Genomic DNA, 5144 nt, shown 5'->3' on the forward strand with positions numbered 1-5144 from the left:
GTCACATGAAAGCGAGCGGATGTTCTAGAAATAACATGTAAAATAATCATTTCGCATCGCACATGTTACACAGTGGTGCGGTTGAACATAATATTTCAATATTACCCGTGGTCCGGCCTAGCTAATAATTTGTTATTTTACTATTAATTTATACTACATTATGAGTAAGCAATTAATGTGTGGCTAACCATGTAATAACCCCAATACTACAATGACAAATAGGAGTTATTATGACCTGGAAATCTATGCTGATTGGATTCTTAGTAGGAATCATTATCGGGGCGGTCGTAATGCGGTTCGGCAACCGTAAGTTACGCCAGCAACAAATGTTACAAAATGAGTTAGAGAAGAGTAAAGCTGAACTAGACAAGTGTCGGAAGGAACTGAACAGCCATTTTGCTCGCAGCGCTGAATTACTTGATAATATGGCTAATAGCTATCGGCAACTTTATCAACATATGGTGAAAAGTTCTAATCGCTTGTTACCTACTCAGCGTAAAGAAGATAATCCTTTTCGTTATCGGCTTACTGAGGCTGATAATGATCAAATTCCAGCTGAAATACAACCGTGGGATGACTCTCCTGATAGTTCTAGCGAGATACCAAGCTCCATTTATGTCTCGCGTAATAAGTGATGATACTAATACTGAACTGTATTTCACTTTGTCTTATATAAGATCATGTCATGTCATGACACGGTTTATTAACTTTAGTTTAGTAGCTGTTATGTTTGATGAATAACAAGAGAGTTTACATTGAAATGAAAACAACACTTTTATTTCGCGTATTGATACTAAGTATTGGGCTTAGTTTGTTACCATTTAACGCTATTATAGCCGCGCTGCCCGCTGAATTTCTAGGACAACCTATGCCTAGTCTAGCGCCTATGCTAACAAAAGTACTGCCCGCAGTAGTGAGCGTTCATGTAGAGGGTACACAGTCAATACAGCGGCCAACTTTACCAAAAGAGTTTAGGTATTTTTTTGGTCCAGATGTGCCTGGCGGGAACCATAGTATAAGGCAGTTCGAAGGATTGGGATCTGGAGTGATTATCAATGCCCATAAAGGTTATGTAATTACTAATAATCATGTGATTCACAACGCAGATAAGATTAAAGTACAGCTCAACGACGGTCGTAAATTCGATGCTAAACTGGTTGGCCACGATGAACAAACTGATCTAGCGTTGCTACAACTACCCATACCTAAGAATCTGACAGAAGTTAAGATAGCGGACTCAGATACTTTGAAAGTAGGGGATTTTGCCGTAGCAGTAGGTAATCCATTCGGCCTTGACCAGACCGTAACTTCTGGTATCGTTTCAGCGCTGGGTCGCAGTGGACTTAATTTAGAAGGACTAGAAAATTTTATTCAAACCGATGCGTCTATCAACCGTGGTAACTCCGGCGGCGCACTAGTTAACCTCAACGGGGAACTAATCGGTATTAACACCGCTATTCTTGCGCCAGGTGGCGGTAATATTGGCATTGGTTTCGCTATTCCTAGCAATATCGTAAATAATTTAAGCCAGCAGCTAATTGAATTTGGCGAAGTCAAACGAGGCCAACTGGGAATAAAAGGCACAGAATTAACTGCTGATATCGCTAAAGCTTTTCATATAGAAGCTCAGCGCGGCGCTTTCGTGAGCGAAGTACTAGCTGGATCAGCGGCAGCTAAAGCCAAGATAAAAGCAGGAGATATTATCGTATCGGTAGAGGGCAAGCCTATTCAAAGCTTCGACGAACTACGTGTTAAAGTAGGTACAACTACGCCGGGTAAAACGGTCAAACTAGGGCTACTGCGCAACGGCAAACCGTTAGATATATCCGTAGTGCTCGATGATAGTGCTTCCACTTTGTCTAGTAAAGAAATGTTAACACCAGCACTACAGGGTGCTTCCCTCAGCAACGGAAAGCTGAAAGACGGCACTAAAGGCGTACGGGTAGAGAATGTCGTCAAGGATTCCCCAGCGGCAGCAATTGGTCTGCAAAAAGACGATCTCATCATCGGCTTAAATCTTGAACAGGTGCATAATTTAATTCAGCTACGTAAAGTTTTGAATGATAAACCAGCTGTTATGGCACTGAATATTGTTCGTGGCGATACGAGTATTTTTCTCTTATTAAAATAAGTAACATCTTTGTTAAAAACTAACACCATAGTTGATCTTGAGTATCGGTGTTAGTTTTATTGTGTTATTACTAATTAATAAATGAAAATGAGTCTGTTTTTTGTTAGCTGATACGCTCAATATTAGCGCCTAAATTGCGTAATTTCTCTTCGATGCCATCATAACCACGATCGATGTGATAAATCTGATCTACGACTGTCACACCTTCTGCAATACAGCCAGCTAATACTAAGCTAGCAGAGGAGCGTAAATCTGTGGCCATAACTTGTGCCCCTGAAAGTTTCTCTACACCATGGCAAATAACGGTATTGCTTTCTATCTCTGCATGCACACCCATACGTATTAGTTCTGGTACGTGCATAAAACGATTTTCGAAAATAGTTTCGGTAATGACGCCAGTTCCCTCGGCGACTAGATTTAACAAGCTAAACTGTGCTTGCATATCCGTGGGAAAACCAGGATGCGGTGCTGTACGTACCATGATAGCTTTAGGCCGTTGTCCATGTATATTTAAGCTTATCCAATCCTCTCCTGTTTCGATATTGGCACCTGTTTCGCGCAATTTAGCTAGCACCGTATCTAGTATATCTGGGCGAGTTGCTTGACATAAAATATGTCCACGAGAAATTGCAGCAGCTACTAAGAATGTACCAGTTTCAATGCGATCTGGTAACACGCGATACACTCCCCCACCTAGATACGAAACTCCCTCAATAATAATTTGATCACTACCAGCGCCACTAATCTTAGCACCAAGAGTCGTCAGGAAATTAGCTGTATCTACAATCTCTGGCTCTAGTGCGGCATTATCGATAATAGTAGTGCCTTTTGCCAATGTCGCAGCGCTCATAATAGTAACTGTAGCTCCCACACTTACTTTCTCCATAACGATATGAGCACCTTGCAGCTTTCCTTTAACTGATGCTTTGACATATTTTTCTTCTAACGTAATGGTAGCTCCTAGCTTTTCTAAGCCACGAAGATGCATATCAACCGGCCGGGCGCCGATAGCGCAACCTCCTGGTAAAGAAACCTGACCTTGTCCAAAACGCGCGACTAGTGGGCCTAGCGCCCAAATCGAAGCACGCATGGTTTTGACCAAATCATATGGTGCGCAATATACATTTACTTTACTAGCGTCTACATAAACGGATCCATTACGTTCTACCCTAGCACCCAGTTGACTAAGCAATTTGATGGTTGTCTCGATATCTTTAAGCTTTGGAACATTTTGAATTTCTACTGGCTCTTCCGCCAATAATGCTGCGAATAAAATCGGTAAAGCCGCGTTTTTAGCACCTGAAATAGTTACTTCCCCGATCAACGGGGTTGGACCCTGGATACGAAATTTATCCATGCTAAGCTAGCCTAGTATTTAAAAACCGTATAGCTTACGATGGCTTTGCCACTCTTCTGGAGTATAAGCTTTAATCGACAGAGCATGAATCCGGTTATCCGCTATATGTTTTATTAACGGAGCATAAATAGTCTGCTGTTTTTTGACCATGCTCATACCAGAAAATTGTTTACTAATAGCAATCACCTGAACGTGAATATCGTCTCCGCTGACATAGGCTTCGTCTAATGCCAGAGCTGACATCAGTAACTCTTTGATTTCATTTGTTTTCATAATTTTTCTTCGTAAAGAGGTTAGTATATAGATATATACTAGTAGTTATATGTCTCCTCATGTCATACACATTATAAATAGTCATGACCTACTGTTACGTTATTGCCGATAGGTGAAAGCTATAATGACATGCTTAACGCCGCTTACCCTACTAGCTATTTCTGCCGCAGTCTTACCTTCAGCATGAGTTACTAGACCAAATAAGAAAACTTCACCGTTTTCTGTTGTAACTTTAACGTTAGAGGATTTGACTGCTTCGTGAGCTAGTAGTTGTGAACGAATTTTTATTGTAATCCAAATATCTATTAAAGCACGTACAAGCGAAACTGGCTTACCCTGGCGTATTTCGTTGTAAATGACTGTTGTGCCATCTACGTCTTTCGTAATTTGCTTAGCGCGCTCTGCTAGCGCTATAGTTGGGGCTTGCCCTGTCAACAACACTTTGCTTTGATAAGTAGTATTGATAACCCTCGCCTCTTTTTTTAACTGCTTATCCTTGGCCAACGCATTGGCAACCCGCGCTTTAAGCGTATAGTCATCAACCTGCGTACCTAAGGTACGGGGATCAATAGCTATTTTCGTCGCCATTGCCGTCGTGCCCACCACAACAGTACCTACACATCCTGGTAACATTAGGCAAGTACATAGTAGTAGTAATAAAGTCTTACGAACTGGCATTAATCGTCCTGGTAGGGAAATAAAGCATTATCTATCAAGTAGCATAAACAGTTCACCGTCAACATGTGCATCTCTTGGATACGTGTGTTGCGATATGATGGTATGCGTATTTCAACGTCTTTTTTACCGATGAGTGTTGCGATTTCACCACCATCATAGCCTGTCAAAGCAACAATAGTCATATCTCTAGTTACAGCAGTTTCTACCGCTTTGACAATATAATTACTATTACCGTGGGTGGAAATAGCTAGCAAAATATCCCCGGACTGGCCTAGTGCGCGAACCTGCTTAGCGTAGATTTCCTGGTGTAGCCCATCATTAGCAATTGCTGTTAATACGACATTATCCGCATTTAATGCGATAGCCGGTAGACTAGGACGTTCCGTTTCAAAACGGTTAATCATGCTAGCAGCAAAATGTTGTGCGTTAGCTGCTGAGGTTCCATTGCCGCAGCATAAAATTTTGTTTCCATTAAGCAATGCTTGTACTAATATAGTTGCAGCGTAGGTAATAACATCGGGTAATGTCTCCGCAGACGCAATATGCGTTTGGATACTTTCGTTAAAACACAGTTTGATTTTTTCTAGCACGTTTAATTACCTAATTAATTAATAAAATAATATTTAAGATTATATACGGTAATAGAAGGTTTCGAAACTAGCGCAGCATTACATATCACTCTTATGCGAGTGATATGCATATTTA

Annotated in this window: 6 protein-coding genes; 2 read left to right on the top strand and 4 right to left on the bottom strand. The window is 41.1% G+C overall.

Annotated elements, in window-relative coordinates:
* Nucleotides 1–230 precede the first annotated feature (230 nt).
* Together zapG and degQ are read left to right on the top strand one after the other, a co-directional pair.
* Entirely contained in the window at nt 231–635 is a 405-nt protein-coding gene (gene zapG, locus CEX73_RS02390) for a Z-ring associated protein ZapG (RefSeq protein ID WP_101626999.1), read from the top strand.
* A gap of 125 nt (nt 636–760) precedes the next feature.
* The gene (gene degQ / locus CEX73_RS02395; RefSeq protein WP_101627004.1) at nt 761–2131 is read left to right on the top strand and encodes a serine endoprotease DegQ; all 1371 of its coding nucleotides are present in this window, start codon (nt 761–763) and stop codon (nt 2129–2131) included.
* A gap of 103 nt (nt 2132–2234) precedes the next feature.
* Here degQ and murA read toward each other — a convergent pair whose 3' ends face one another.
* From murA to diaA, 4 genes are all read right to left on the bottom strand, one after another.
* The gene (gene murA / locus CEX73_RS02400) at nt 2235–3488 is read right to left on the bottom strand and encodes a UDP-N-acetylglucosamine 1-carboxyvinyltransferase (RefSeq protein ID WP_101627000.1); all 1254 of its coding nucleotides are present in this window, start codon (nt 3486–3488) and stop codon (nt 2235–2237) included.
* Nucleotides 3489–3506: 18 nt separating this feature from the next.
* A complete protein-coding gene (locus CEX73_RS02405) occupies nt 3507–3761 on the bottom strand; it encodes a BolA family protein (RefSeq protein ID WP_101627001.1) in 255 nt (84 codons plus the stop codon).
* Between the two features lie 99 nt (nt 3762–3860).
* The gene (dolP, locus tag CEX73_RS02410; RefSeq protein ID WP_101627002.1) at nt 3861–4439 is read right to left on the bottom strand and encodes a division/outer membrane stress-associated lipid-binding lipoprotein; all 579 of its coding nucleotides are present in this window, start codon (nt 4437–4439) and stop codon (nt 3861–3863) included.
* The gene (diaA, locus tag CEX73_RS02415) at nt 4439–5029 is read right to left on the bottom strand and encodes a DnaA initiator-associating protein DiaA (protein ID WP_101627003.1); all 591 of its coding nucleotides are present in this window, start codon (nt 5027–5029) and stop codon (nt 4439–4441) included. The genes dolP and diaA overlap by 1 nt, the downstream gene beginning before the upstream one ends.
* Nucleotides 5030–5144 lie beyond the last annotated feature (115 nt).

Origin of the sequence: Candidatus Palibaumannia cicadellinicola (genome assembly GCF_002855795.1) — a bacterium.
Classification (GTDB): domain Bacteria; phylum Pseudomonadota; class Gammaproteobacteria; order Enterobacterales; family Enterobacteriaceae; genus Baumannia; species Baumannia cicadellinicola_C.